We start from the raw sequence: 26,281 nt of genomic DNA on the forward strand, positions 1-26,281 counted from the left end.
TCCCGACCGCCCCCCTCTTCCCCACGATCGAGGCACGGACCCCCCATATGAGCAAGACCGCCGAGAACGAAGGCGCCCTGGAGACTCGCGGCATCGAGCAGGTGCCCGACCACGAGCGCACCGCCCGGACCCGCGAGCTGTTCCCGACCTGGGTCGGCGCCAACATCAGCGTGCTGCTGCTCACGATGGGTGCGAGCCTCGTCGTGGCGTACCGGCTCAACTTCTGGCAGGCCCTGGTCGTCGCGGCGGCGGCGCCCGTCGTGTCGTACGGCCTGGTGGGTCTGATCGGCATCGCCGGCAAGCGGGGCGGCGCCCCCGGGATGGCGCTGTCCCGGGCCGTGTTCGGGCAGCGGGGCAATCTGCTGCCGGGTTCGCTGATCTGGGTGGCCCGCTGGGGCTGGGAGACGATCAACGCGGTGACCGGTGCCTATGCCGTGCTCACCGTCCTGGACATCGTGTTCGGCATACGCGCCAACAGCGTGCTGGACCTGGTGACGCTGCTCGCCTTCGTGGTGGCGACGTTCGCGATCTCCGGGCTGGGCATCAACGCCGTACAGAAGTGCAACAAGTACGCGGCGTACCTCTTCGGCGCCTTCTCGGTACTGGTGCTGGGCTACCTGGTCGTGGACACCGACTGGTCCGCGGTGTTCGACCGGTCCGCCGGTTCGGTGGCCGCGATGATCACCGGCGTCGGCCTGATCGCGGCCGGCGGCGTCAGCTGGATCCCGTCCGCGCCGGACTTCACGCGGTACCTGCCGCGCACGGCCTCCTCGAAGGGGATCGTCGGCGTCACGGTCGGCGGTGCGGGGATCGTCGTACTGCCGATGGTGCTGATGGGCGCGGTCATGGCGGTCGCCACGCCGGACCTGGCCTCGGCCGCCGACCCGGTCTCCTTCCTGGGCGAGATCCTGCCGACCTGGATCGCCGTGCCGTACCTGCTGATCGCGCTGATCGGCATGCTGCTGATCAACTCGATGTCGATGTACTCGGCGGGCTTCACCGCGCAGACCCTGGGCTTCAAGGTCCCGCGGCACTGGGCGGTCTCGGTGAACGCGGTGATCTCGCTGGTCTTCGGCGGCGTGCTGATGCTGGTGGCGACCAGCTTCATGGGCTCGTTCATCGCCTTCCTGTCGCTGCTCGCGGTGGCCTTCTCCGCCTGGGTCGGCGTGTTCGGCGCGGACATGCTGCGCCGCCGGGAGTACGACGGCGAGGCCCTGGCCGACACCGGCCGCACCAGCGCCTACTGGTACCGCGGCGGCTTCTCCCCCGCGGCCGTCGCCGCCTGGGCGGTGGGCCTGGTCGCCGGTCTGCTGTTCACCACGTCCGACTGGTTCACCGGCCCGCTCGCGACGAACAACGTGATCGGCGAGTACGGACTCGGCTGGGTGGCCACCGTGGTGATCTCCGGTCTGCTGTACGTCGTCCTGCCGAAGCCCGCGGTGGCCGTCCCGGCGGCGCCCGTGGAGCGGGCCGCGGAGCCCGAGGCCGTGCGCGTCTGACCGCAGGTTCCGCGGCGGCTTCGGCCGCGCGGACGCCCGACGACACCGCCGCCCCGCCCGGGAAGTGACCGGGCGGGGCGGCGGACGGTACGGGGAGAGGGGCAGCGGGGACTTGGCCCTCCTCCCCGGGCTCGGGGCGGGCGGGTCAGCCCATTTCCTCCAGGGCCTTGCCCTTGGTCTCCTTCACGAACTTGAGCACGAAGGGGATGGAGAGGGCGGCGAAGATCGTGTAGATCACGTAGGTGCCGGAGAGGTTCCAGTCGGCCAGCGACGGGAAGCTCGCGGTGATGGCCCAGTTGGCGATCCACTGCGCGGAGGCGGCCACGCCCAGGGCGGCGGCGCGGATCCGGTTGGGGAACATCTCGCCGAGGAAGACCCAGACGACGACACCCCAGGACAGGGCGAAGAAGAGGACGAAGATGTGGGCGGCGATCAGGGCGACCCAGCCCTGGGTGACCGGGAGCTTGCCGTCGACCAGGTCGAAGGAGAAGGCCCAGGCCTCCAGCGCCAGTCCGATCACCATGCCGACGGAGCCGATCAGGGCGAGCGGCTTGCGGCCGACGCGGTCCACGAAGATCATCGCGATCACGGTGCCGATGATGTTGATGATCGACGTCGTGAACGAGTAGAAGAAGGAGTCCGTCGGGTCGACGCCGACCGACTGCCACAGCGTCGAGGAGTAGTAGAACGCGACGTTGATGCCGACGAACTGCTGGAAGACCGACAGGCCGATACCGATCCAGACGATCGGCTTGAAGAAGAAGCTGCCGCCGAGAAGGTCCTTGAAGGAGGACTTCTCCTCGCGGTGCATGGCGTGTTCGATCTCGGTGACGCGGGCGTCGAAGTCCACGTCCTTGCCCTCGACCTCTTCGAGGATCTTCTTGGCGCGCTCGCGCTTGCCGACCGAGATCAGGAAGCGGGGGGACTCGGGGATGGCGAAGGACAGCAGGCCGTACAGGATGGCCGGGATCACCATGACGCCGAGCATGACCTGCCAGGCCTCCAGGCCCATCAGCTCGCCGCGCTGGTCACCGCCGGCGGCGTTCAGCAGCCCCCAGTTGACCAGCTGGGAGACGGCGATGCCGATGACGATCGCGGCCTGCTGGAAGGAGCCGAGCCGGCCGCGGTAGGCGGGCGGGGAGACCTCGGCGATGTAGGCGGGGCCGATCACCGAGGCCATGCCGATGGCGAATCCGCCGATGACGCGCCACATGGCCAGGTCCCACAGCGCGAAGGGCAGCGCGGAGCCGACGGCGCTGACGGTGAACAGGACCGCCGCGATCTGCATGCAGCGGATGCGGCCGATGCGGTCCGCGATCCGGCCGGCGGTCGCGGCGCCGATGGCGCAGCCGATCAGCGCGACGGCGATGACCTGGGCCAGCAGCGCGGAGCCGACGTCGTAGCGGTCCCGGATGGCCTCGACGGCGCCGTTGATCACGGAACTGTCGTAACCGAACAGGAAACCGCCCATCGCGGCCGCCGCCGCGATGAAGATGACGTGCCCGAGATGATCGGGATGAGCCGTCCTGGCTCCTGAACTGGGCGCCTGCGATGTGCTGGCCACGTGTACTCCTCGGGCTACCGGCAACGCTGCCGGGGCGGTTCTCTCTTCGAGGTACCGATCAAGGGACCTGAAGGTAAAAGCAACGTTGCAGAGACTATGCCTTCAAGTTTCGAAGTCAATAGGGCAAGAGGTGTGAGTTTGGAGATGTGGAGCGGGGTTACTCATTCAAGAGTTGAAGATAACTGTCGGGACTGTTGGGGGAACTAACCGCAGCTACCGCAGCCGCTGGCTGATGACCTTCGACACACCGTCGCCCTGCATGGACACGCCGTAGAGCGCGTCGGCGACCTCCATCGTGCGCTTCTGGTGCGTGATGACGATCAGCTGCGAGGCCTCCTGAAGCTCCTGCATGATCCGGATCAGCCGCTGCAGGTTGGTGTCGTCGAGCGCCGCCTCGACCTCGTCCATCACGTAGAACGGACTCGGCCGGGCCTTGAAGATCGACACCAGCATCGCCACCGCGGTCAGCGAACGTTCCCCGCCGGAGAGCAACGAGAGTCGCTTGACCTTCTTGCCCGGCGGCCGGGCCTCGACGTCCACGCCCGTGGTGAGCATGTTGTCGGGGTCGGTGAGGATCAGTCGCCCCTCCCCGCCCGGGAAGAGCCGGCCGAAGACCCCCTCGAACTCCCGGGCCGTGTCCCGGAAGGCCTCGGTGAAGACCTGCTCGACGCGCTCGTCGACCTCCTTGACGACCTGGAGCAGGTCGGCGCGGGTCTTCTTCAGGTCCTCCAGCTGCTCGCTGAGGAACTGGTGCCGCTCCTCCAGCGCCGCGAACTCCTCCAGGGCCAGCGGGTTGACCTTGCCGAGCTGCTGGTAGGCGCGCTCGGCGGCCTTCAGCCGCTTCTCCTGCTCGGAGCGGACGAACGGACGCGGGCGGTTGCGCGGGTGCTCCGGGTCCTCGGGGAGCACTTCGCCCTCGGCGGGGGGCGAGGGCGGCACCTCTTGATGGGGGCCGTACTCGGCCGCGAGTCCCGCCGGTTCCACACCGAGTTCCTCCAGCGCCTTGGTCTCCAGCTGCTCGATGCGCAGCCGCTTCTCGGCGCCGAGTACCTCGCCCCGGTGAACTGAATCCGTCAACTTGTCCAGCTCCGCCTTGAGGTCGCGCCCGGCGGTGCGCGCGGCGGTCAGTTCCTGCTCGCGGCGGGCCTTGGCCGCCTCGGCGAGGGTGCGCTCCTGGTCGGCGCGGGTCAGCGAGACCTCGACGTGGGCGAGCAGCTGCCGGGCGCCGGTGGCGACCGCCTCGGCGACGGCCGCCTCGTGCCGCAGCCTGGCCCGCCGCTGCTCGGCACGCGCGCGTGCCTCGCGTTCGGCACGGGCGGCCCGGTCCAGGGAGTCGGCCCGTCCGGCGAGCCCCTTGACCCGCTCCTCGTGGGTACGGACCCGGAGGCGGGCCTCCATCTCGGTCTGCCGGGCGTTGGCGCCGTCGGCGGCGAGCCGGTCGCGCGCCGAGGTGTCGGGCTCCTCCTCGACCGGCATCTCCTCGGCCACCGCAAGCCGCTCGGCCAGCTCCTCGACCTCCATGAGCGCCTTGTCCAGCGCCTCCTGCGCCCGCTCGGCCGCGGCGGCGGACCGTTCCGCCTCCCCGGCGGCGCCGCGTGCCTGTCCCGCGAGCCGGCCCAGCTGCTGGGCTACGGACGACTTCTCCCGGTCGGCGGCCCGGCGCCGCTCCCCCAGCTCCTCGACGAGCGCCGCGCACTCCCGGCGCCGCACGACGGCGGCGTCCTGCGCCGCGGCCAGCTCCTCGCACCGCACGCCCAGCTCGGCCAGCTCGGCGGCGGCCTGGTCCACGGACGCCTGCACCTCCAGGAGGCTGGGCGCCCCGGCGGAGCCGCCCTGTGCGAAGTGAGCGCCCAGCAGGTCGCCCTCGGCCGTGACGGCGGTCAGCCCGGGACGGGCGTAGACGAGGTCCTCCGCGTCCTCCAGGGTGGCCACGACGACGATCCCCCGCAGCAGCCGCCGTACGGCGGGCATGAGGTCCGCCGGTCCGCGGACCAGATCGGCGGCGTACGGCGGTCCGTCGCCGCGCGTCTCGTGCGGTACGTCGTCGGGGGCGCCGGCGAGCAGCAGGGCGGCCCGGCCCGCGTCCTGCTTGCGCAGCAGCCGGATGGCGTCGGCGGCGGCCGCCGGGGAGGTCACCGCGAGGGCGTCGGCGGCGGCGCCGAAGGCGGTGGCCAGGGCGGCTTCATGGCCCGGCGTCACGGTGAGGAGTCCGGCGGCGGGGCCGAGCAGGCCGGTGAGCCGGTCCTTGGCGGCCAGCAGTGCGCCGGTGCCGTCCTTGCGGCGCAGGCCCAGGGCGAGGGCCTCGTGCCGGGCCTGGGTCGCGGCGCGCTCGCGTTCGGCGGCGGTGGCCGACTCGCGGGCGGCGCCGAGGGCGGTCTCCGCCTCGGTCAGCTGCCGTTTGGCGGTCTCGTGCCGCTCGGCGAGTTCCTGGTCGTCGGCGTCGAGTCCGTCGACCTCGGCCTGGAGGGTCTCGTACTCCTCCTGGGCGGCGGCGGCCCGCTCCCGCGCCTCGTCGCGGGCTTCGGCCAGCCGCTCGATCTCGGCCTGGGCGGAGGCCACGCGGGACCGGGCGGCATTGACCTGGCCGCTCAGCCGGGCCAGGCCCTCGCGACGGTCGGCGAGGGCGCGGGCCGCGTCCTTGAGGCGGCGCTCCTCCACGGCCAGTTCGCGTTCGAGGTCGGCGCGGTGGGCGACCGTGTCCTCCAGGGCGTGTTCGGCCGCCTCCAGGGCCGCTTCCAGTTCGGCCTCCTGCTCGCGGACGCGGGCGGCCTCGCGCTCCAGTTCCTCCGGGTCGCGGCCCCGGCGCTCCTCGGGCGGCGCGGAGGTGGCGCTCTTCACGCGCGCGTCGGCCAGCGAGATCGTGCCGCGTACGCGTTCGGCGAGCTGGGACAGCTCGTACCAGGTCTGCTGGGCACGCTGGAGGCGCGGGGTGAGCCGGCGCACCTCGTCCTCCAGGTCCGCCTCACGGCGCAGCGCCCGGCCCAGCTCCTGCTCGGCGGCCTCCTTGCGTTCCTTGAGCGCGGCCTCGTCGGCGATCTCGGCCTGGAGCGCCTCGCGCATCCGCACCAGGTCGTCGGCGAGGAGCCGGAGCCGGGCGTCGCGGAGGTCGGCCTGGATGACGGCGGCCCTGCGGGCGACGGCGGCCTGCCGTCCGAGGGGTTTGAGCTGGCGCCGCAGCTCGTCGGTGAGGTCCTGGACGCGGGCGAGGTTGGCCTGCATCGCGTCCAGTTTCCTGAGCGCCTTCTCCTTGCGCTTGCGGTGCTTGAGGACACCGGCGGCCTCTTCGATGAAGGCCCGGCGGCCCATCGGGTCGGCGTGCAGGACGGAGTCGAGCTGGCCCTGCCCGACGATGACGTGCATCTCGCGGCCGATGCCGGAGTCGGAGAGGAGTTCCTGGATGTCGAGGAGACGGCAGGTGTCGCCGTTGATCTGGTACTCGCTGCCGCCGTTGCGGAACATGATCCGCGTGATGGTGACCTCGGCGTACTCGATGGGCAGGGCGCCGTCGGAGTTGTCGATGGTCAGCGACACCTCGGCCCGGCCCAGCGGCGGGCGGCCGGTGGTGCCGGCGAAGATGACGTCCTCCATCTTGCCGCCGCGCAGCGACTTGGCGCCCTGTTCTCCCATGACCCAGCTGAGCGCGTCCACGACGTTGGACTTGCCCGAGCCGTTCGGGCCGACGACACAGGTGATGCCCGGCTCGAACCGGAGCGTGGTCGCCGAGGCGAACGACTTGAACCCGCGGAGGGTCAGGGCCTTCAGGTGCACGCCGTCGGACTTTACCTCTCGGGTCTGTCTCACTCCACGAACCAGTGAACCGTCGCGGTTTCACCGGTGAACGCGCAGGGCACATCAGACGTTGAAGAGGGTGAAAGGTTGCACGGGGACAGACACGGGCGGGCGGGACGGCGAGACGGGGGGCCGGGAAAGAAAGAAGGGACGCCGAAGCGTCCCTTGCAGACTCTGACACCTGAGCGGTTGTACGGGCGAGCCCGACCACTGCCGTGCCGTGATGGAGCGATGCAGTGATCAGGTGAGCGCAGGCTCCGCCTGGTGTGCGTCAACGCTCTCCATGCTCTCCATGATCCTGTCGTGAGAAGCGGCAGCCGCGAGCGCGTCGTTCTCCGCCTGGATTCGTCCGAGCTCGGATTCCAGGTCCTGGACGCGCTGCTGGAGCCGTCGCATCTCGGCGAGGAGTCGAGGGTCGGAGCCGCCGACGTAACCGAGAAGCGCCTTTGCCATGATGGATGGTCCTCCACAATGAGTGACCGACCGAAGCGGTGTGGGTCGTAGGGGAATCGCACCCGCGGTGCTTGGCACTATGGAGTTTTTGCTGCCGTTCAACCATGCCAAACAGCTAAGGTGCGTGGGGCTTTCAGCGTCTCACCAAAAAGTTTGACGGTCAACACGATCACGCCCCGTATTGGCGGGCGCCCGGGGGCATGCGGCCGGGGAACGGCGACGCTGCGACTCCTGCGGGCCCCTCGGGGCGTGGCGATCATTCTGCGTGCGGAGCCTGCCACGGGCGGCCGTTCTTGGCAACCACCTGCCCGTTTTCGCCCGGGCCACCGCTGCGGGGCGGATCGTTCCCGGCGCCCGCGGACCCTCGCGCCGCGCGCCGTCACCGGATGGCGAAGCTGTCGTAGCCCCCGCGGGGTGTGTCCCAGATCTCGGTGACACCGTCCACGCGTCCGGGCGTGTCGTCACCGCGCAGCCACTCGAGCAGACCCTCGCAGCGCTCGCGGGGGCCCTCCGCGACGACCTGGACGCGGCCGTCGCCCAAATTGAGAGCAAAACCACTCATCCCGCCGAGCTCCAGCGCCCTGGCCCGCGTGAACCAGCGGAAACCCACGCCCTGGACCCGTCCGCGCACCCACGCGACCAGCCGTACATCCTCGCTCATGACTGCAACCTAACCAGTCAATGTCTCGCGGGACACTTCACCCCCTGGCGCCATGCGGTACCGTCCCGATCCAGTGAATCTGACTTGAAACTCACTCGAACGTGTGAGTTCCGTGTTGATCGTGAGCACAGTCGACCGCGAGGGCATGCCCGGCGCGAGGACGAGGACGAGGAAGGCCAGGACATGGGACGCCACCGACGCTCCGCCGCCGGCCGCGCCGCCACGGGCCGCGCCGCGGAGGGCCAGCAGCCGGACGGTACGGCGGGACGGGGCCACGAACCGTCGGCGCCGGGCGCGGGCGAGGCCCCCACGATGGGGATCGCCCCCTACCTGAACCCCGAGGCCTACGCCGAGGTCCGGGCCAGGAGCGACGCCTACCTCTTCGCGGACGGCCCGGAGGGCGAGGGCCCGCAGGCCGGCCGCACCGTCCCCTTCCCCAGCGACGGGTACACGCCCGACGCCGGCCCGGCGTCCGGTGGAGGACGCCGACGCCGTCGGAAGAGGGTGGCCACTCCGGTCCGTACCGGTCTGCTCGGCGTGTCCGCCGCGGTCGCCATCGGCACGGTGGCGGTGGCCACGGGTGTGGTGCCCGGCCTCGACAACTACCGGCTCGGCGGCGGCAGCGGCGGGGGCGACCGGGTGCACGCCCAGGACGTCCCGACGAACAGTCCGTCGCAGCAGGGCGGCACCTCGGGCAGCGCCGACACCGGCCGGGGCGACGACGCCGCCACGAGCCGCGGCACCGACCGCTCCTCCTCGCCCTCCCGGTCCACCCTGTCGCCGTCGAAGAAGAAAGAGGAGTCCGCCGAGGACTCCCCGTCCTCCTCGCCGTCCTCGGCCTCCCCCTCCACCTCGGCACCGGCCTCCAAGCCCGCCGCCCCGGCCGGGACCCCGTCGAAGACCAGGAAGCCGAAGACGACTCCCAGCGCGAAGCCCGAGCCCACGCCCTCGCGCCCGGCCACCCGGGAACCCGCGAAGCCCAGCGCGCCCGCCGCCGTCTCCGAGCAGGCCGTCGCCGAGGCGCAGGTGCTCAAGCTGGTCAACGACGAACGCGCCACGGTGGGTTGCAGCCCGGTGGCCGCGAACAGCGCCCTGCGCGACCTGGCCGAGGACTTCAGCGACGCCATGGCGACCCAGGGCTTCTTCGACCACACCGACCCCAGCGGCGCCACCCCCTGGGACCGTGCGGCGGCAGCGGGCATATCCGGACTCGGCGGCGAGAACATAGCCCGCGGCCAGGCCGACGCCCAGGCCGTGATGGACGCCTGGATGAACAGCCCCGACCACCGCGCCAACATCCTGAACTGCGACTTCAAAACCCTGGGAGTCGGCGTCCACTTCGGCCCCGGCGGCCCTTGGTGGACACAGGACTTCGGCTACTGACCACCCCCGACGACCGTCCTGGCTCTGCCCCGGCGCTGTCCCTCGCTCAGCGCGACCTGCGGGGCAGCGCTGTGCTCGCGTACGCTGGGGGTATGTCGACCACGCAGGAGCGCACGGCGGAGCAGGAGCTGCCGTATGACGTGTTCTCGCGGGCCTGTCCCTCGCGCGGCACCCTGGAGCATGTCACCGGGCGGTGGGGCGCGCTGACGCTCGGCGCGCTGTACGAGGGGTCCTTCCGGTTCAACGAGCTGCGGCGCCGGGTGGACGGCGTCAGTGAGAAGATGCTGGCCCAGACCCTGCACGCGCTGGAGCGCGACGGGCTGGTGCACCGCGAGGCGCAGCCGACCAACCCGCCCCGGGTGGACTACGAGCTGACACCGCTCGGGCGCGAGGTGGCCGGGCAGCTGCTCGCGCTCATCGAGTGCGTCGAGGGGCGGATGGACGAGGTGCTGGCGTCGCGCGAGCGGTACGACGCGCAGCGGACGCCTACGGCGTGACCCTCGGCGCCCGCTGGCACTTCGGGCAGAAGTAGCTGGAGCGGTTCATCCACGGACGGCGGCGCATCGGTGTGGCGCAGCGACGGCAGGGCAGGCCCTCGCGGCCGTACGCGTCGAGCGAGCGGTCGAAGTAGCCGGACTCGCCGTTGACGTTGACGTACAGGCTGTCGAAGCTGGTGCCGCCGACGACGAGGGCGGCGTTCATCACGTCCCGGACGTGGCCGAGGAGTTCGGTGGTGCGGGGGCGGGTGAGGGTCGCCGTGGGGCGTTCGTAGTGCAGGCGGGCGCGCCACAGGGCTTCGTCCGCGTAGATGTTGCCGACGCCGCTGATCAGGGACTGGTCGAGCAGGGCCCGTTTGATCGTGGTGCGCTTGCGGCGCAGGGCGAGGTGGAACGCCTCGTCGTCGAAGAGGGGGTCCAACGGATCGCGGGCGATGTGCGCGATGACGTCGGGCAGTCCTTCGGGGCTGGTCTCGTGCAGGGAGAGGCCGCCGAAGGTGCGCTGGTCGACGAAGCGGAGCTCCGTGCCGAGGGCGTCGGCGAAGCGGACGCGGATGCGCAGGTGCTTCTCGGCGGGCGTCTCGTGCGGCTGGACCAGGAGCTGGCCGCTCATGCCGAGGTGGGCGAGGACCGCCTGGTCGGTGTCCTCCAGGGGCAGCCACAGGTATTTGCCGCGTCGGCTGGGTGTGCCGACGCGGTGGCCCGCCAGGCGGTGGGCGAAGTCGTCGGGTCCCGCGAGGTGCCGGCGTACCGCGCGCGGGTGGAGCACCTCGGCGTCGGCGACGGTCCGGTGCGCGACCCAGCGCTCCAGGCCGCGCCGTACGACCTCAACCTCGGGCAACTCGGGCATGGCTTCCCCTCGGGTGGGCCGGTGGACGGGAGCCGAGCCGAACGCCCGCCCCTCGGGCGGGGCGGGCGCTCGGGCCGTGCGGTGGACGGATCAGGCGGAGGCGGACGCCTCGTCGGGGTTCACGTCGACGGCGTCGGCCGTCGCCTTGGCGCGCTCGTCCGCCGCGGCCCGGATGGACCGCCACGCGGATTCCGCGGCCTGCTGCTCCGCCTCCTTCTTGCTGCGGCCGGTGCCGGTGCCGTACGAGACGCCTCCGACGCGGGCGGCAGCAGTGAAGGTCTTCTCGTGGTCGGGGCCGGTCTCCGTGACCAGGTACTCGGGGACGCCGAGCCCTTCGGTCGCGGTCAGCTCCTGGAGGCTGGTCTTCCAGTCCAGGCCGGCACCGAGGTTCGAGGACTTCTCGATCAGCGGGTCGAACAGGCGGTGCACCAGTTCGGAGGCCGCGTCGAGGCCCTGGTCGAGATAGACCGCGCCGATCACCGCTTCGAGGGTGTCGGCGAGGATGGACGCCTTGTCCCGGCCCCCCGTGCCCTCTTCACCCCGGCCGAGCCGGATGAAGGAGCCGAGTTCGAGCCCGCGGCCCACCTCCGCCAGCGCACGCGAGTTGACCACCGCGGCCCGCAACTTGGCCAGCTGGCCTTCGGGCAGGTCGGGGTGGGTGCGGTACAGCGTGTCCGTGACGACGAGGCCGAGCACGGAGTCCCCGAGGAACTCCAGCCGCTCGTTCGTCGGCAGACCGCCGTTCTCGTACGCGTAGGAACGGTGGGTCAGTGCACGCACCAGAAGGGCGGACTCGAGCTGATAGCCGAGCCGCCCTTCCAGAAGCGTGTGGGACGAGGCCTGGGTGTCCGCCTTCTTCTTGGCGGGTGGGTCCGCCTTGGCGTCTTCCGCCTTCTTGGGGACTGACACAGTGCCTCTCACCAGCCGCTCAGACCTCGAGGACCTGGCGCTTGTTGTAAGTGCCGCAAGACGGGCACGCGATGTGCTGCTGCTTGGGCTCGTGGCAGCGCTCGCACGCAACCAGGGTGGGGACCGCAGCCTTCCACTGCGACCGGCGGTGGCGCGTGTTGCTGCGCGACATCTTCCGCTTCGGAACAGCCACGGCTACTTCTCCTGCTTCTCGGCGGCGTCCGCGGAGTCTGCCCCGTCGCCGCTCATCTCGTCCTTCTCGCCGTCTCCGAGTGAACCGGCGAGTCCCTGCAATGCCGCCCAACGGATGTCGACGGCGTCGTGGTGGTGGTCCGGGTCGTCCGACAGGCGCACTCCGCACTCGGAGCACAGACCCTGGCAGTCTTCCTGGCACACCGGCTGCATCGGCAGTGCGAGCACCACCGCGTCGCGCAGCACGGGTTCGAGGCCGATCAGTCCGTCCTCGACGAAGAACCTGTCCTCGTCGTCCTCGGCGTCGTCGCCCGGTTCCGCCACGGGGCGGCCACGGTCGTCGGCGTCAGGGTACGAGAACAGCTCCTGGAAGTCCGCTTCGAGCTGCTGCTCCAGCGGCTCCAGACACCTTACGCACTCCCCCTCGGCCCTGGCACGGGCGGTGCCTGTGACGAGCACCCCTTCCATGACCGACTCGAGCCGGAGATCGAGCTCCACGGGAGCCCCTTCCGGCACTCCGATGACGCCCTGGAGACCGAAGTCCTTGGGAGCGTCGACCGTGCGGGTCAGGCGCTGGAGCGCACCGGGCCGCCGCCCCAGCTCGTGCGTGTCGAACACGAGGGGGTCGCGGTGGTCGAGGCGCGCGTTCAGAACCATTCCTGCTTTCGGTCTTCGTGGGTGGGGGTGCCGCCCTTCGGTGTTCCCGGGCAGCGGCGATCGCGGACGTACACGCGACCGAAGAGCCAGGATACTGGACCATGCGCTCTCGTCCCAATCCGGGCCGGGGCGTCCCCTGCCGCTAGAGTCCGCGGCCCTGTTCGTACGCCCGCAGCTGCTCGGCGCTGATCATGCCGGTGTCGAAGAGGCTGGTCTCGTCGAGCGCCTGCGGCTGGGTCTGCGGGGGGTGCGGAGGCTGCTGCGGGGGCTGGGGCTGGGCGTAGCCCTGCTGCCCGTCGTACCCGTGCTGCCCGTCGCCGTACGGGTAGGCGTACGGGTCGGCGCCCTGCTGCTGGTAGCCGTACGGGTCCTGACCGGCGTCGTAGGTCTGCTGGTAGGCCGGGTACGGATCGGGCTGCTGCGGGGCGTAGCCGTACGCCGGGTCGTGGGCCGGCATCTCGGGCACGGCCTGCGCCGGCACCTGGGCGGCGGCGGGCTGCCGCTCGCCGTACCGGGGCGCTACGGGCTGCTCGGCGACGGCCGGGGCGGGGGTGTCGGAGAGGCCCGCGAGGTAGTCGGCGTCGCTGGAGTGCTGGACGGTGGTCATGTCGTCCGCGAGGACGCCGAGGTCGTCGGTGGCGATCCGGCCGTGCAGCTTCTGGCGGCCCTTGCCGACCGCTTCCAGCGTCTTGGCCAGCACGGCCTCGAAGGCGCCGAGCTTGGTGTCGACGTAGGCGTCGGCGTCGCGGCGCAGGGTCTCGGGGTCGTGGCTGCGCTCGGGGGCGTCCTCGTCCTCGTAGCCGTTCTCGTCGAGGCCGGGCCCGGTGCCGAGCAGCTTCTCGCGGCCGCGGCCGACGGAGCCGAGGGTCTTGGTGAGGACGACTTCGAAGTTGGCGAGCTTGGAGTCGACGTAGTCGTCGGCCTCGGCGCGGACCTCCTCGGCCTCCTGGCGGGCCTCGGCGAGGATCCGGTCGGCCTCGGCCTGGGAGCGGCGGGCGACCTCGGTGTCGGCGATCAGGGAGCCGCGCTCGGCGTGCGCGCTCTCGATGATCCGGTCGGCCTCCCGGCGGGCCTCGGCGACCAGCTGCTCGCGGTCGCCGATCAGCTCCTGCGCCTGGGCGAGGGAACCGGGCAGCTGCGCGCGCAGCTCTTCCAGCATCGAGAGCAGTTCGGCGCGGTTGACCACGCACGAGGCCGACATGGGCATGGCGCGGGCGCCGGAGACCATCGCGGTGATCTCGTCGAGCTTGTTCTGCACGTCCACCGTGTGCTCGCCACTCTCTACAGCTGTGTTGGAGACGGACGGGACGACTGTACGACCCTGGGGTGTCCCGGGGACACCGGGTGACGGGTTGTCAGTCTCCGTGCGCGGTGAGGGTGGCTGCGCGGCGGGGCGGTCAGCGGTTGCGCAGACGCTCCGTGAGGGCTTCGAGGACCAGCGGCGGCACCAGGTGGGAGACGTCGCCGCCCCAGGTGGCGACCTCCTTGACCAGGGAGGACGACAGGAAGCTGTAGGTGGGGTTGGTGGGGATGAAGAGGGTCTCCACGCCGGAGAGGCCGTTGTTCATCTGGGCCATCTGCAACTCGTAGTCGAAGTCGCTGACCGCGCGCAGGCCCTTGACGATGGCCGGGATCTCGCGCTGCTTGCAGAAGTCGACGAGCAGGCCGTGGAAGGACTCGACGCGGACGTTCCCGTACTCGGCGGTGACCTGGCGGATGAGGTCGATCCGCTCCTCGATCTCGAACAGGCCCTTCTTCGCCTGGTTGATCATCACGGCGACGTAGACCTCGTCATAGAGGCTGGAGGCCCGGCCGATGATGTCGAGGTGTCCGTTGGTGATCGGGTCGAACGACCCGGGACAGACGGCACGGCGCACTTGTGTTCCCTCGCTCTCCGGTCCGGTCATCGTGCGTCTTCGCACGTAGAGGCGGCGCGACCGTACCAAAACGTTCCCTCGCCGTAGCGACGGGCCCGGATCGCTTCGAAGCCGTGCGGCCAGCGGAATTCGCCGCCCCTGGTGCTGCGCTCCACGGTGACGAGCGCTTCGGTCCCGAGCCACCCCTCCGCACGGAGTGTGAGCAGGATCTCCCGAAGATCGTCGTCCGAAACGGCGTACGGCGGGTCCAGGAAGACGACGTCGTACGGCTCGTCCGGGGCCGGGGTGCGGATGATCTGTTCCGCTTTGCCCGCCCTGACCTCGGCGCCGGGCAGACCGAGGGACGTGACGTTCTGCCGGACCGTGCGGACGGCACGGGCGTCGGCCTCGACGAGCAGGACGTGCCCCGCGCCGCGCGAGAGCGCCTCCAGGCCGACGGCGCCGGACCCCGCGTACAGGTCGAGGACCCGCTCGCCGTCCAGCGGACCGCCGAGCAGGGACTGCCAGGTGGAGAACAGGCCCTCGCGCGCGCGGTCGGAGGTGGGGCGGGTACCGGTCCCCGGCGGGACGGCGAGGCGACGTCCGCCGGCCTTGCCGGCGATCACGCGGGTCATTTCTGCGTCCTTGTCGGTGTGCTCGGGTGGACGGACGGTGTCCGCTGCCAGTCTGTCAGCCCTTCTCCAGGTACTGCTCCCGGTCCTCGTCCAGCAGCGCCTCCAGGGCCGTGCGCAGGCCCGGCAGGCCGGTCAGCTCCGGGTCGGCGGCGACGACGGCCGCGGCCTCCTGTCTGGCCTCCGCGATGATCTCCTCGTCCTCGATCACGGCGAGGACGCGCAGGGAGGTGCGGGCGCCGGACTGGGCCTGGCCGAGGACGTCGCCCTCGCGGCGCTGTTCGAGGTCGATGCGGGACAGCTCGAAGCCGTCGAGGGTGCTCGCGACGGCGTTCAGCCGCTGTCGGGCCGCGCTCGCCTCGGGCATCTCGCTGACCAGCAGGCACAGGCCGGGGGCGGAACCGCGGCCGACCCGGCCGCGCAGCTGGTGCAGCTGGGAGACGCCGAAACGGTCGGCGTCCATGATCACCATCGCGGTGGCGTTGGGGACGTTCACGCCGACCTCGATGACGGTGGTGGCGACCAGGACATCGGTCTCCCCGGCGGCGAAGCGGCGCATCACCGCGTCCTTGTCGTCGGGCTGCATCCGGCCGTGCAGGACCTCCACCTTGAGGCCCCGCAGCGGCCCCTCGGCCAGCTGCTCGGCGATGTCGAGGACGGCGAGCGGGGGCCGTTTCTCGGCGTCGCCCTCGGGCGAGGCGCGCTGCGCGGCCTTCTTCTTCGGGTCGTCGTCCTCGTCGCCGATGCGGGGGCAGACGACGTACGCCTGGTGGCCGCCCGAGACCTCCTCGCGGACCCGCTCCCAGGCGCGGGCGAGGAAGTGGGGTTTGTCGGCGGCCGGGACGACATGGCTGGCGATCGGGGACCGGCCGGCCGGGAGCTGGTCCAGGACGGAGGTCTCCAGGTCGCCGAAGACCGTCATCGCGACGGTGCGCGGGATGGGCGTGGCGGTCATCACGAGCAGGTGCGGGGGCTGCTTGCCCTTGCCGCGCAGGGCGTCGCGCTGCTCGACGCCGAAGCGGTGCTGCTCGTCGACGACGACCAGGCCGAGGTCGTGGAACTGGACCTTGTCCTCGATCAGGGCGTGGGTGCCGATGACGATGCCCGCCTCGCCGGTGGCCAGGTCGAGCAGGGCGTGCCGGCGGGCGGCGGCGCCCATGGAGCCGGTGAGCAGCACCACCTTGGTGGCGTGCTCGGCGCCGCCCAGCATCCCGCCCTCGGCCAGCTCGCCCATCATCTCGACGACCGACCGGTGGTGCTGCTGGGCGAGCACCTCGGTGGGCGCCAGCATCACGGCCTGCCCGCCCGCGTCGACGACGGCGAGCATGGCGCGCAGGGCGACCATGGTCTTGCCGCTGCCCACCTCGCCCTGGAGCAGCCGGTGCATCGGGTGGTCGGTGGCGAGGTCGTCGAAGATCTCCCGGGAGACCCGCTGCTGGCCGTCGGTGAGGGTGAAGGGGAGGCGGTCGTCGAAGGCGCTGAGCAGGCCGTCCGGGCCGGGCTTCCTGGGGACGGCGGGGAGTTGGGTCTCGGCGTGGCGGCGGCGGGCGAGGGCGACCTGGAGGACGAAGGCCTCGTCCCACTTCAGGCGGGCCCGGGCGTCCTCGATGTCGGCCTTGGTGTGCGGGCGGTGGATCTTGAGGAGTGCCTCGGGCAGGGAGACCAGGCCCCGGCCCTCGCGCAGGGAGTCCGGCAGGGGGTCGACGGCTTCCCGGGCGCTGGGCAGCACCGTCTGGATCGCCTTGGCGAGCTTCCAGGACTCCAGCTTGGCGGTGGCCGGGTAGAGGGGGATGAGGGCGCCCGCCCAGGACTCGACGGACTCCTCGCCCTCGGTGTCACCGCGCAGCAACTCGTACGCCGGATGGGCCAGTTGCAGTCGGCGGTTGAAGACGGAGACCTTGCCGGCGAACATCGCGCGGGTGCCCGGCAGGAGTTCCTTGTGGGGCTTGTGCACGCCGTTGCCGAAGAAGACCAGTTGGAGGCGGCCGCTGCCGTCGGTGATGGTCACTTCGAGGCGCTGCCCCTTGCCGCGCGGGGCCTTCGAGGAGGCGAAGGTGTGCAGCCGGGCGTCGGCGACCTGGGCGACCACGGTGACGTGCTCGTCCATGGGCAGGTCGGCGAGGTGGGTGAGCTGACCGCGCTCCTCGTATCTCCTGGGGTAGTGGTGGAGGAGGTCGCCGACGGTGTGCAGGCCGAGGTGCTCGGCCATCACCTTCGCGGTGGCGGGGCCGAGCACCTTCTTCAAGGGTTCTTGCAGTGCGGGCACGAGATCCATTGCACACCACGCCACTGACAACAGCCCAGGGGAGCGCCGTACCGGCCTTCCGCTGTTCCGCCTACTCCACGCCGACGAGCAGCAGGGCGCCCTGCCGGCCGCCCCGGTAGACCACCGTGTCGACGGCGAGGTAGGCGTCCCGGACGCGGGCCTCCAGGTGGTCGGCGACGGCCGGGGGCGCCTCGTCGCCGAGGACCAGGGTGACCAGCTCGCCGCCGGCCGACAGCATGCGGTCCAGGACGGTCGCGGCGACCTGTGAGACGTCCGCGCCGATCACGGCCACGTCGCCGTCGATGAGGCCGAGCACGTCACCGGCCTGGCAGATGCCGGCCGTGGTCCAGGACTGGCGTTCGGCGACGGTGACCTCGGCGTGGCGGGTGGCGCCGGCCGCCGAGGTCATCGCCACCACGTCCTCGTCGAAGCGGCGCTCGGGCTCGTGCACGGCGAGCGCGGCGATGCCCTGGACCGCGGAGCGGGTCGGGATGAGGGCGACGCGGATGCCCTCGGTGCGGGCCTGCTCGGCCGCCGCGGCGGCGGTGTGGCGCAGCTCGGCGTCGTTGGGCAGCAGCACCACCTCGCGCGCGTGGGCCCGCCGCACGGCCTGGACCAGCTCACCGCTCGCGGGCGGCTCCCCGGGGCGGGCGAGGAGGGTGGTCGCGCCGGCCTCGGCGTACAGCGCCGCCAGCCCCTCCCCCGGTACGACGGCCACCACGGCGCGCTGGGCGCGCTCCCGGGGCGGGCGCTCGGTGCCGGCGGTGTGCGCGTCGCCGTGCCCGAAGTGGGTGATGCGGATCCGGTACGGCCGCCCGGCCTCGACGCCCGCCTCCACGGCGGCGCCGGCGTCGTCGACGTGCACGTGGACGTTCCACAGTCCGTCGCCGCCGACCACGACGAGGGAGTCCCCGAGGGCGTCGAGGCGCCGGCGCAGGCGGGCCACGGCCGCGTCCTCGGCCTCCAGGAGGTAGATCACCTCGAACGCGGGACCGCTCTCGTCCCCGTTCTCGTCGCCGTTATCGTCCCCGTCGGTGGCGGGCTCCTCCCGCCTGGCGTGCTCCACGCGCGCGTGCGGTGCCCCGACCGGACCCGGCGCCCGGCCCGTGAACGTCTCCACCAGGGCCGCGAGGACCGTCACCAGTCCGTGCCCGCCCGCGTCGACCACTCCGGCGCGCTCCAGGACGGGCAGCTGGCCCGGGGTGGCGGCGAGCGCCGCGCGGGCGCCCTCGTAGGCGGCCCGGGCCACCTCGGCGCAGTCCCCCTCGACGTCTTCGGCCGCGTCCGCGGCGGCCGAGGCGACGGTCAGGACGGTGCCCTCGACCGGGTGGGCCACGGCCTGCCGGGCGGAGGCGGCCGCGTGCCGCAGGGCCCGCCGCAGTCCGGGGCCTTCGGTGTGGGCGGAGTCACCCCGCGCGGCGAGCACCTGGGCCATGCCGCGCAGCAGCTGCGCGAGGATCGTGCCGGAGTTGCCCCGCGCCCCGATCAGCGCGCCGTGCGCCATGGCGCCCACGGCGTCGCCCAGCGAGGGCCCGCCGACCGGGTCCAGGGGCGCCTCGTCCGCGTCCCGGGGTCCCTCGTTCGCGTCCCGGGGCCCCTCGGCCGCCTCGTGCGCCGCGAAGACTGCCTCCACGGCGGCGGCGGCGGACTCGACGGTCAGGTAGAGGTTCGTGCCGGTGTCCCCGTCGGCGACGGGATAGACGTTGATCGCGTCGATCTCCTCGCGCGCCCGTCCCAGCGCGCGCAGCGACAGACCGCACCAGGTACGCACCGCCAGAGCGTCGAAGAACCTCTGCGGTACCTGCGCCACCTGCGCCTCCCTGAACTGCGGACGTGGCTGGCAGCGTAGACCTTGGGGGCCCGGCCCAGCGGAAGAGGGCCGGGACGGGCCCCTGAGCTGCCGTGGTAGTTTCGCTGTACGGGAGCAGCCGTTGTATGCTGCTCCGGTTGCCCGATCCCGATCGGGCTCTCCCCCTGGCACCGCCACTCAGATCCCGGACCGTTCGCGACTCCGAGACCTTGATCCCGGCATGCCGGGTTCAACCGTAAGTGCATCTGAAGTCTTTGGAGTGACCCGTGGCTGCCAACTGCGACGTCTGCGGCAAGGGGCCGGGCTTCGGCAACAACATCTCGCACTCGCACCGCCGTACGTCCCGTCGCTGGAACCCGAACATCCAGCGTGTGCGTACCGTGGTGAGCGGGACGCCGAAGCGCGTGAACGCTTGCACCTCGTGCATCAAGGCCGGCAAGGTCTCGCGCTGACGCATCAGCTGAGCGCGCGGCCACTGCCTGGTCCGCTGCATGGAGCCGGTCCACCTCGTGTGGGCCGGCTTTTTGCCGTGCCAGAATCCCGGGAATGCGCTTCGGGATTCTCGGCCCCCTGGACATCCGCACCGACGACGGCACCCCCGTCGACCCCGGCGGCCCCCGGCCCCGAGCGCTGCTGACGCTCCTGCTCCTCGACGCCGGCCGCACGGTCCCCGCGGCCCGGCTGATCGACGGCCTGTACGGCAGCGAGCCGCCCGCCGGTGCCGCGAACGCCCTCCAGTCGCAGATCTCGCGCCTTCGCGCGCGGCTGGCCCCGCACACACCCGTCGAGGGCGGCGGCGCGGGATACCGCATCGTCACGCCGCCCACGTCCGTCGACAGTCATATATTCGAACGCCTGTGCAGTGCGGGGCGTGCCGCTCTCGCCGCCGGTGACCACGCGCGCGCGGCGGCTGAATTGCGTGAGGCGCTCGCGCTGTGGCGCGGTCCCGCGCTGCCCGACCTGCCGGAGGAGCCCGGCGAGGCGGCCCGGCTCACGGAGCTGCGGCTGACCGCCGTACAGGACCGGGTCGAGGCGGATCTGGCGCTCGGGGGCGGTGCCGAGCTGGTGCCCGAGCTGCGGGGACTGCTGTCCGCGCATCCCTTGAGCGAGCGGCTGTACGGGCAGCTGATGCGGGCCCTGCACGCGGGCGGGCGGCCCGCCGAGGCACTGACGGTGTACGAGGAGGCGCGACGCACGCTGGCCGAGCAGCTCGGCGCCGATCCCTCGCCCGAGCTGTCCGCCCTCCACGCTGAACTGCTGCGGGCCCAGACCGCCACCGCCCCGCGCCGCCCCCGGCTGCCCGCCCAGCTGACCCGCTGTGTCGGCCGGGACGCGGAGCTGGCCCGCATCACCGCCCTGTTCGCCGACGCGCGCCTGGTCACGCTCACCGGTCCCGGCGGCACCGGCAAGACCCGGCTCGCGATCGAGGCGGCGAGCCGGTGCGCATCCTCGGCCTCCCCCGCGGACGTCTGCTTCGTCGAGCTGGCGCCCCTGACCGACGGCGGGCAGATCCCGTACGCCGTCCTCACCGCGCTCGGTGTCCGCGAGGGTTTCCGCACCGCGGGCGTGGACGCCACCGAGCGGCTGCTGACCGCCCTGGAGGACCGCGAGGCGCTGCTCGTGCTCGACAACTGCGAGCACCTGGTCGACGCCGCCGCCGCGCTGACGGCACTGCTGCTGGGCACCTGCCGGGGCGTACGGATCCTCGCCACCAGCCGGGAGAGCCTCGGGATCACCGGCGAGGCCCTGGTGCCGGTTCCGCCGCTGTCGCCGCGCCCGTCGGCCGAGCTGTTCCTGGAACGCGCCCGCGCGGTGCGCCCCGGTTTCGACGGCCACGCGCGCGTGCCGGAGATCTGCGCGGCCCTGGACGGGCTCCCCCTCGCCATCGAGCTGGCGGCGGCCCGGTTGCGCACCCTCGGCCCGGACGAGCTGGCCGACCGCCTGGACGACCGCTTCCGTCTGCTCAGCCGGGGCGACCGTTCCAAGGCGCCCCGCCACCGCACGCTGCGCGCCGTCGTCGAGTGGAGCTGGGAGCTGCTGGACGAGGAGGAGCGGGAGCTGGCCCGGCGGTTCACGGTCTTCACCGGGGGCGCCACGCTGGAGGCCGTGGAGGCGGTGTGCGGGGTGCCGCACCCGGAGGACCTGCTGGCCTCGCTGGTGGAGAAGTCGCTCCTGGAGCACCTGCCCGAGGGCCGCTACCGGATGCTGGAGACCCTCCGCGCGTTCGCGGCCGAGGGCCTGACCGGCCGCGCCGGGCTGCGCGACGCGCACGCGGCGTACTTCCTGGACCTGGCCGAGCGGGCGGAGCCGCACCTGCGCACCGGCGGCCAACTGCCCTGGCTGGCCCGGCTCGCCGCCGAGCTGGGCAATCTGGACGCGGCCCAGCGGCACCTCACGGAGACCGACCCGCGCGAGGCCCTGCGGCTCATGGCCGCGCTGACCTGGTTCCACCGGCTGCGCGGGCTGCACGGCGAGCTGGTGCCGCGGGCCCGCGCGCTGCTGGCGGCGGTCGGCGAGGAGCCGCCCGAGGGACTGGCCGAGGAGTACGCCCTGTGCGTCATGAACACGATCTCCGGGGACGGGGACGGGGACGGGGGCGGGGACGGCGTTCCGGCCGGGGCTGGGCGGGTCGCGCGGGTGTCGGCGCTGATGGAGTCGCTGGACCGGCCGCTGCGGCTGCCGTTCGCGGTCGTCCTGCACTCCCTCACCTGCGGGCCCCTGCTCGTGGCGGACTCCGTGCCGAGGGTCCAGGTCGGAAAGGCTCCCTGGGGGCTGGCCCTGCTCGACCTGGGTATCGGCTACCAGGAGCTGTTCGCCGGCCGGGCGGCCGAGGCGGAGGCCGCATTCACCCGCTCCCTCGAGGGGTTCCGCGCCACCGGTGACCGTTGGGGCATGGCCAACTGCCTCGACCCGCTGGGCGGTTTCGCCAACCGGCGCGGCGCGTACGACCGGGCCCTCGAACTGCTCGACGAGGGCCTGGCGCACGTCCAGGAGTTGGAGGCGCCCGAGGAGACCGCCGACCTGCTGCGCTCGCGCGCGCTCGTGCTGCTGCACCGGGGCGAGACCGAGGAGGCCGCCGCGCACTTCACGCGCTCCGCGGCCCTCGCCCGCACGGCCGGGGCCAGTGACAAGGTGGCGAGCGCCCGGCGGGGCCTGGGCGATGTGGCCCGGCTCTCCGGCGACACGGCACGCGCGCGCGTGGAGTACGAGGACGCGCTGCGGTTGTGCGCCGACAACTGGTTCAGCACCGGCGAGTCGGTGCGCATCCTGGTGGGCCTGGGCCGCACGGCCGCCGCGGAGGGCGACGCGGAGAGCGCCGCCGACTGGCTGGAGCAGGCCCGGGTGCTGGCCCTCGACTCCCCCGACGTGCTCGCCCTGGCGGAGGTCGCCGAGTCCCTGGCCGTCGTCGCCCCGGCCCCGGAGCGCGCCGCCGAACTCCTAGGCGCCGCCACGGGTCTGCGCGGCGCCCCGGCCCCCGGCGACCCGGACGCCGCCCGCGCCGAACACCACGTCCGCGCCCGTCTCACCCCCGAGGCGTACGACCGCGCCTTCGAGCGAGGACGCGCACTGCGGGTGGCGGCAATCGACGAACGGTAGACGGCAGAAGCCGGGCGGCAACGACCGCCCCCGGCACACACCCGAGGCGGACAACCCGGCCTTCCAGCAGCGACAGGCATCGCAAGCGACCGCGATCGACGAACGGTAGGCAGCGACTGCCAGACGGCAGTGACCGCCCCCGGCACACACCCGAGGCGGACAACCGCACCTTCCAGCAGCCGCAGGCACCGCACGCGACCACGATCGACGAACGGTAGACGGCGACTGGCAGACAGCAGCGACCGCCCCCGGCACACACCCGAGGCGGACAACCGCACCTTCCAGCAGCGGCAGGCACCGCACGCGTCCACGATCAACGGCGAGCGCCAGCCCGCTGCGACCGCCCCCGGGACGCCCCCCAGGCCCTCGCGCGGACCCCGTGCCGACGCCGACGGCCCGCCACGCGCACCGGGGAAACCGCACGCAGCCTCGGTGACGACCGCCACCGCGCACGCCTCCGGCCGCCCTGCGCGGCACCTCGCGAGCGCTGCGGCGCGCCCCCGTAAGCCCCCCGCCCCCCCGGGCGGTCAGCCCGCGGTCAGCGGACGGTGGGTGAACGGTCAGCGGTGGCGTCGAGGCTCTGTGCCATGACGCACACACACCGCCTCGGCCACCTCACCGTCCTCGTCTCCGGCGCCGGCGTCGCCGGGCCCGCCCTCGCCCTCTGCCTCGCCCGGTACGGTGCCCGGGTCACCGTCGTCGAGAAGGCACCCGCGCTGCGCGACGACGGCTTCGCCGTCGACTTCCGGGGCCGGGTGCACCGGAGGGTGCTCACCGCCATGGGCGTCTGGGACGAGATCCACGCCCGCCAGACCCACATGGGCCGCCAGACCGTCGTGAACGCCGACGGCACGCCGCGCGTGGACCTGCCGGCCGAGATGATGAGCGGGGACGTCGAGATCTTCCGCGGCGAACTGGCGAGGATCCTCCACGAGCGCACCGAGGACACCGTCGAGTACGTCTTCGGCGACTCGGTCGACACGCTCACCGACACCGGGGACGGAGTGGACGTCACCTTCGAGCACGCCGCGCCCCGCCGCTTCGACCTCGTCGTCGGCGCCGACGGACTGCACTCGCGCACCCGCCGCCTGGTCTTCGGCGACGAGTCCCGGTACCTGCGCTTCCAGGACCACTACGTGGCCGGTTTCGGCATCCCCAACCACCTGGGCCTCGACCGCACCGGCCGCCTGTACAGCGAGCCCGGCCGCGCGGTCTGCGTCGGCAACTACGACGGGGACCCGGAGCGCGCGGGCGCCCTCCTGGTGTTCCGCTCGGAGCTGTTGGCGTACGACCGCGGGGACGTGGCCGCGCAGAAGCGGATCCTGCGGGAGCGGTTCGCGGGGATGGGCTGGGAGGCGCCGAGCGTGCTGGAGGCGCTGGAGGAGGCCGACGACCTGTACTTCGACGCGATCGCGCAGATCCACGTCGACCGGCTCACCAAGGGGCGCGTCGCGCTGCTCGGCGACGCCGGGTACGGCGCCACCATGGGCGGCATGGGCACGGGCGTCGCCATCGTCGGCGCCCACGTCCTCGCCGGGGAACTCGCCCTGGCCGGCGGCGACCACCGCACCGCGTTCGCCGAGTACGAGACGCGGATCCGGGACTTCGCCAAGGGCTGCCAGAAGATCTCCGGCAACGCGGGCCCGTTCTTCGCCCCGCCCACCGAGCGCCGTATCCGCAGCCGCGACCGCATGTACCGGCTGCTCAGCCACCGCCTGATGGCGGGCTTCTTCAAGCGGCTGACGGAGAAGGCGGCCACCGGCATCGAACTCAGGGAGTATCCCGCCTGAGCGCCCAGCCGTGGTCCACCGGCCCGATGCCGCCGCCGAGCGGGAACCCGGCCGCGATCGCCCCGGTGACGTACTCCTTCGCCGCGCGCACCGCCTCCGGCACCGACTGCCCCTTCGCCAGCCCGCAGGCCACGGCCGAGGCGAGGGTGCAGCCCGTGCCGTGCGTGTGCCGGTTGTCGAGGCGGGGTGCGCGCAGCCAGTGCTCCTCGGAGCCGTCGGTGAGCAGGTCGACAGCGTCACCGGCCAGGTGGCCGCCCTTGATCAGCACCCAACGCGGCCCGTACTCCAGGACGGCGGCCGCGGCCCGGCGCAGGTCGGTGTCGGACTCGACGCGTACGCCGGTGAGTTGGGCGACCTCGTCGAGGTTGGGCGTGGCGACGGTGGCGGCCGGGAGGAGCCTGGTGCGGACCGACTCCAGGGCCGAGGCGGCGAGCAGCGCGTCCCCGTGCTTGGAGACGCCGACCGGGTCGACGACGGCGGGCGCGTCGGTCCCGGCGATCAACTCGGCGACGGTCTCGACCAGTTCGGCGGAGGAGAGCATGCCGGTCTTGACCGCCTGCACGCCGATGTCGTCCACGACGCTGCGGTACTGGGCGCGCACCGCGTCCACGGGCAGTTCCCAGGCGCCCTGCACGCCGCGGGAGTTCTGCGCGGTGACCGCGGTGAGGACGCTCATGCCGTGGGTGCCGAGGGCGAGCATCGTCTTCAGGTCGGCCTGGATGCCGGCGCCGCCGCCGGAGTCGGAGCCCGCCACGGTGAGGACCAGGGGCGGTGCGGTCACGACTCCACGTCCCCGCCGAAGTGGTCCCAGCCGCCCTTGCTGGTCCACGGCGCCCCGTCCACGGTCACCTGGGGCAGCGCGGACGGGTTGAGAACCTCGCCGATGACCTTCCAGCGGGCGGGCAGCTTCACGTCCGGCGGGAAGGTCGCCACGATCGCGTGGTCCTCGCCCCCGGTGAGCACCCACTGCATGGGGTCGACGCCGACGGCCTGCCCGATGTCGTTCATCTGGGAGGGGATGTCGATCTGCCCGGAGCGCACGTCGATCCTGACCTTGCTGGCCTCGGCGATGTGCCCCAGGTCGGCGATCAGCCCGTCGCTCACGTCGCACATGGCGGTGGCGCCCAGCCCCGCGGCGGCCGGACCCGCGTGGTACGGCGGCTCGGGGCGGCGGTGGGCCTCGACGAAGGCGCGCGGCGAGCGGAAGCCCCGGGACAGGACGGCGAACCCGGCGGCGGACCAGCCCAGCCAGCCGGTCACCGCGACGAGGTCGCCGGGCTGGGCGCCGCCCCGGGTGACGGGCTCCTGGTTGCGCAGGTCGCCGAGGGCGGTGATGGAGACGGTGATGGTGTCACCGCGCACCACGTCGCCGCCGACCACGGAGGCGCCCGCGACCTGGCACTCGTCGCGCAGCCCGTCCATCAGCTCGGTCGCCCAGGTCACCGGCAGTTCGGCGGGCACCACCAGGCCGAGCAGCAGCGCGGTCGGCACGGCGCCCATGGCGGCGATGTCGGCGAGGTTCTGCGCCGCCGCCTTGCGGCCCACGTCGTACGCGGTGGACCAGTCCCGGCGGAAGTGCCGCCCCTCGACGAGGATGTCGGTGCTGGCCACCACCCTGCGGTCGGGCGCGGCCACCACCGCGGCGTCGTCGCCGGGACCCACCCGGACCGCGGGGGTGGTGGTGAGACGGGAGGTGAGCTCCCTGATGAGCCCGAACTCCCCCAGCTCACCGACAGTGCCCTTCATCGCCTTGGCTCCCCTTCCGTCCCTGTCCGTGTCCGTGCCCGGTCGCGCGTCATCTCTGTCCTCGTTACGGTCGAAAGGACCGTCGCCACGGTCGGCGTGATCGTCAACTCGTGTTCCTCAGGCACCCCGA

At 72.6% G+C, this 26,281-nt stretch carries 21 protein-coding genes; 6 read left to right on the forward strand and 15 right to left on the reverse strand.

Features of this window, described 5'->3' with window-relative positions:
- Positions 1–47: 47 nt before the first annotated feature.
- Entirely contained in the window at positions 48–1,499 is a 1,452-nt protein-coding gene (locus ACIRGB_RS29890; RefSeq protein WP_403871639.1) for a cytosine permease, read from the forward strand.
- A gap of 145 nt (positions 1,500–1,644) precedes the next feature.
- On the opposite strand, the gene ACIRGB_RS29895 is transcribed toward ACIRGB_RS29890, so the two are convergent.
- From ACIRGB_RS29895 to ACIRGB_RS29910, 4 genes are all read right to left on the reverse strand, one after another.
- Positions 1,645–3,063 carry a sugar porter family MFS transporter gene (locus ACIRGB_RS29895; protein WP_403871640.1) on the reverse strand — a complete coding sequence of 473 codons (1,419 nt, stop codon included), beginning with the start codon at positions 3,061–3,063 and terminating at the stop codon, positions 1,645–1,647.
- A gap of 213 nt (positions 3,064–3,276) precedes the next feature.
- On the reverse strand, positions 3,277–6,831 hold the full coding sequence (gene smc, locus ACIRGB_RS29900; protein ID WP_403871642.1) for a chromosome segregation protein SMC: 3,555 nt from the start codon (positions 6,829–6,831) through the stop codon (positions 3,277–3,279).
- Positions 6,832–7,092: 261 nt separating this feature from the next.
- Positions 7,093–7,305, reverse strand: coding sequence for a hypothetical protein (locus ACIRGB_RS29905; RefSeq protein ID WP_003973418.1), 213 nt, complete (start codon positions 7,303–7,305; stop codon positions 7,093–7,095).
- Between the two features lie 379 nt (positions 7,306–7,684).
- The gene (locus tag ACIRGB_RS29910) at positions 7,685–7,966 is read right to left on the reverse strand and encodes an acylphosphatase (RefSeq protein WP_403871644.1); all 282 of its coding nucleotides are present in this window, start codon (positions 7,964–7,966) and stop codon (positions 7,685–7,687) included.
- A 183-nt stretch (positions 7,967–8,149) separates the two neighbouring features.
- Between ACIRGB_RS29910 and ACIRGB_RS29915 the strand changes: the two genes are divergently transcribed.
- Positions 8,150–9,349 (forward strand): CAP domain-containing protein, encoded by a 1,200-nt coding sequence (locus ACIRGB_RS29915; RefSeq protein WP_403871646.1) that lies wholly within the window; start codon positions 8,150–8,152, stop codon positions 9,347–9,349.
- A gap of 92 nt (positions 9,350–9,441) precedes the next feature.
- A complete protein-coding gene (locus tag ACIRGB_RS29920; RefSeq protein ID WP_403871648.1) occupies positions 9,442–9,846 on the forward strand; it encodes a winged helix-turn-helix transcriptional regulator in 405 nt (134 codons plus the stop codon).
- On the opposite strand, the gene mutM is transcribed toward ACIRGB_RS29920, so the two are convergent.
- The 9 genes from mutM to ACIRGB_RS29965 all read right to left on the reverse strand — a co-directional run bounded on the left by mutM (position 9,836) and on the right by ACIRGB_RS29965 (position 19,018).
- Positions 9,836–10,696 (reverse strand): bifunctional DNA-formamidopyrimidine glycosylase/DNA-(apurinic or apyrimidinic site) lyase, encoded by an 861-nt coding sequence (gene mutM, locus ACIRGB_RS29925; RefSeq protein ID WP_403871650.1) that lies wholly within the window; start codon positions 10,694–10,696, stop codon positions 9,836–9,838. The two genes, ACIRGB_RS29920 and mutM, sit on opposite strands and share 11 nt — an antisense overlap.
- A 90-nt stretch (positions 10,697–10,786) precedes the next feature.
- The gene (gene rnc, locus ACIRGB_RS29930; RefSeq protein ID WP_403871652.1) at positions 10,787–11,617 is read right to left on the reverse strand and encodes a ribonuclease III; all 831 of its coding nucleotides are present in this window, start codon (positions 11,615–11,617) and stop codon (positions 10,787–10,789) included.
- A gap of 7 nt (positions 11,618–11,624) precedes the next feature.
- Complete coding sequence (rpmF, locus tag ACIRGB_RS29935; RefSeq protein WP_003951102.1) at positions 11,625–11,798, reverse strand: 50S ribosomal protein L32; 174 nt, start codon at positions 11,796–11,798, stop codon at positions 11,625–11,627.
- 2 nt (positions 11,799–11,800) lie between these two features.
- Positions 11,801–12,454: a DUF177 domain-containing protein gene (locus tag ACIRGB_RS29940; RefSeq protein ID WP_059300789.1), complete on the reverse strand. Its 654-nt coding sequence runs from the start codon at positions 12,452–12,454 to the stop codon at positions 11,801–11,803.
- A 142-nt stretch (positions 12,455–12,596) separates the two neighbouring features.
- The gene (locus ACIRGB_RS29945) at positions 12,597–13,718 is read right to left on the reverse strand and encodes a cell division initiation protein (protein WP_403871654.1); all 1,122 of its coding nucleotides are present in this window, start codon (positions 13,716–13,718) and stop codon (positions 12,597–12,599) included.
- A gap of 133 nt (positions 13,719–13,851) precedes the next feature.
- Complete coding sequence (coaD, locus tag ACIRGB_RS29950; protein ID WP_403871656.1) at positions 13,852–14,331, reverse strand: pantetheine-phosphate adenylyltransferase; 480 nt, start codon at positions 14,329–14,331, stop codon at positions 13,852–13,854.
- Positions 14,332–14,357: 26 nt separating this feature from the next.
- A complete protein-coding gene (rsmD, locus tag ACIRGB_RS29955; RefSeq protein WP_403871658.1) occupies positions 14,358–14,945 on the reverse strand; it encodes a 16S rRNA (guanine(966)-N(2))-methyltransferase RsmD in 588 nt (195 codons plus the stop codon).
- A gap of 55 nt (positions 14,946–15,000) precedes the next feature.
- Positions 15,001–17,217, reverse strand: coding sequence for an ATP-dependent DNA helicase RecG (recG, locus tag ACIRGB_RS29960; RefSeq protein ID WP_403871660.1), 2,217 nt, complete (start codon positions 17,215–17,217; stop codon positions 15,001–15,003).
- 61 nt (positions 17,218–17,278) lie between these two features.
- On the reverse strand, positions 17,279–19,018 hold the full coding sequence (locus ACIRGB_RS29965; RefSeq protein WP_403871661.1) for a DAK2 domain-containing protein: 1,740 nt from the start codon (positions 19,016–19,018) through the stop codon (positions 17,279–17,281).
- Positions 19,019–19,284: 266 nt separating this feature from the next.
- Here ACIRGB_RS29965 and rpmB point away from each other — a divergent pair, with 266 nt between their 5' ends.
- The 3 genes from rpmB (at position 19,285) to ACIRGB_RS29980 (ending at position 24,405) form a co-directional block, all read left to right on the forward strand.
- Positions 19,285–19,470, forward strand: coding sequence for a 50S ribosomal protein L28 (gene rpmB, locus ACIRGB_RS29970; RefSeq protein ID WP_003973430.1), 186 nt, complete (start codon positions 19,285–19,287; stop codon positions 19,468–19,470).
- Between the two features lie 94 nt (positions 19,471–19,564).
- Positions 19,565–22,615 (forward strand): ATP-binding protein, encoded by a 3,051-nt coding sequence (locus ACIRGB_RS29975; protein ID WP_403871663.1) that lies wholly within the window; start codon positions 19,565–19,567, stop codon positions 22,613–22,615.
- Between the two features lie 587 nt (positions 22,616–23,202).
- Positions 23,203–24,405 (forward strand): FAD-dependent monooxygenase, encoded by a 1,203-nt coding sequence (locus ACIRGB_RS29980; protein WP_403871665.1) that lies wholly within the window; start codon positions 23,203–23,205, stop codon positions 24,403–24,405.
- Here the strand turns inward: ACIRGB_RS29980 and thiD are convergent.
- Together thiD and ACIRGB_RS29990 are read right to left on the reverse strand one after the other, a co-directional pair.
- Positions 24,386–25,186 (reverse strand): bifunctional hydroxymethylpyrimidine kinase/phosphomethylpyrimidine kinase, encoded by an 801-nt coding sequence (gene thiD, locus ACIRGB_RS29985; protein ID WP_403871667.1) that lies wholly within the window; start codon positions 25,184–25,186, stop codon positions 24,386–24,388. The genes ACIRGB_RS29980 and thiD overlap by 20 nt on opposite strands.
- A complete protein-coding gene (locus ACIRGB_RS29990) occupies positions 25,183–26,151 on the reverse strand; it encodes a thiamine-phosphate kinase (RefSeq protein WP_403871669.1) in 969 nt (322 codons plus the stop codon). The genes thiD and ACIRGB_RS29990 overlap by 4 nt, the downstream gene beginning before the upstream one ends.
- Between the last annotated feature and the right edge of the window lie 130 nt (positions 26,152–26,281).

This window comes from Streptomyces sp. NPDC102490 (assembly GCF_044765285.1).
Classification (GTDB): domain Bacteria; phylum Actinomycetota; class Actinomycetes; order Streptomycetales; family Streptomycetaceae; genus Streptomyces.